General features: G+C 60.2%; 2 protein-coding genes. Both read left to right on the top strand.

The features are described from left to right. The coding region (locus OXG98_04455) for a DUF3604 domain-containing protein (protein MCY3771256.1) at positions 1-257 on the top strand (257 nt) is incomplete at its 5' end. A gap of 13 nt (positions 258-270) precedes the next feature. Beyond that, positions 271-453 (top strand): hypothetical protein, encoded by a 183-nt coding sequence (locus OXG98_04450; protein ID MCY3771255.1) that lies wholly within the window; start codon positions 271-273, stop codon positions 451-453. Positions 454-646 lie beyond the last annotated feature (193 nt).

Here is a 646-nt window from a genome sequence, read left to right as displayed (position 1 = left end):
CGCCGGTGGGCAATACCGTGGATGTCGGGGATGCGTCCTGGAAGAACAGCATCGGCTCGTCCCAGTTGTCAGCGTTCTGGACCGATCCGGATTTCAACCCCGATCGGCCGTCGTTCTACTACGCTCGGGTCATTGAGATTCCGACACCCCGGTGGACCGCCTACGATGCAAATGAACACAAGCAGACTTTGCCCACCGACGTGCCGATGACGACCCGGGAAAGAGCTTACGGTTCGCCGATCTGGTATTCGCCGTAGGCCGGTGGCGGCATTGGTCGACATTGGCCGCTTCGAGCGGTTGCGCAAACTCGACGAAGAATTCGAACGGTTGCGCGCCAGGCTGACAGGCGTGTTTTCGGGCCGCTCCGAGTCCCAAGTCGAAGCCCTCGTGGATGAAGCGGTCAAGTCGGTACGGGCAGATTCCGCCAAAGAGTCAAGATTGACCTGCGAGTGAGTGAGTCGTACAGTAAACCTGTACGTCTGGAGAGTTCGGATGATTTACGAAACCAGCTATACACAAGCAAGGGAGCGATTGGCCGCCTTGATGGACCAGGTCACCGATACGCGCGAGCCGGTGCTGATACGGCGGCGGGGGAGGGAACCGGTTCCGCTGATCGCCGCCGAGGAACTGGCGGGCTGGCTGGAGA

This window comes from Gemmatimonadota bacterium, assembly GCA_026706345.1.
Lineage (GTDB): Bacteria > JAAXHH01 > JAAXHH01 > JAAXHH01 > JAAXHH01 > JAAXHH01.
The sequence above is the reverse complement of the archived record's forward strand: the minus strand, read 5'-3'. Positions and strand labels throughout refer to the sequence as shown.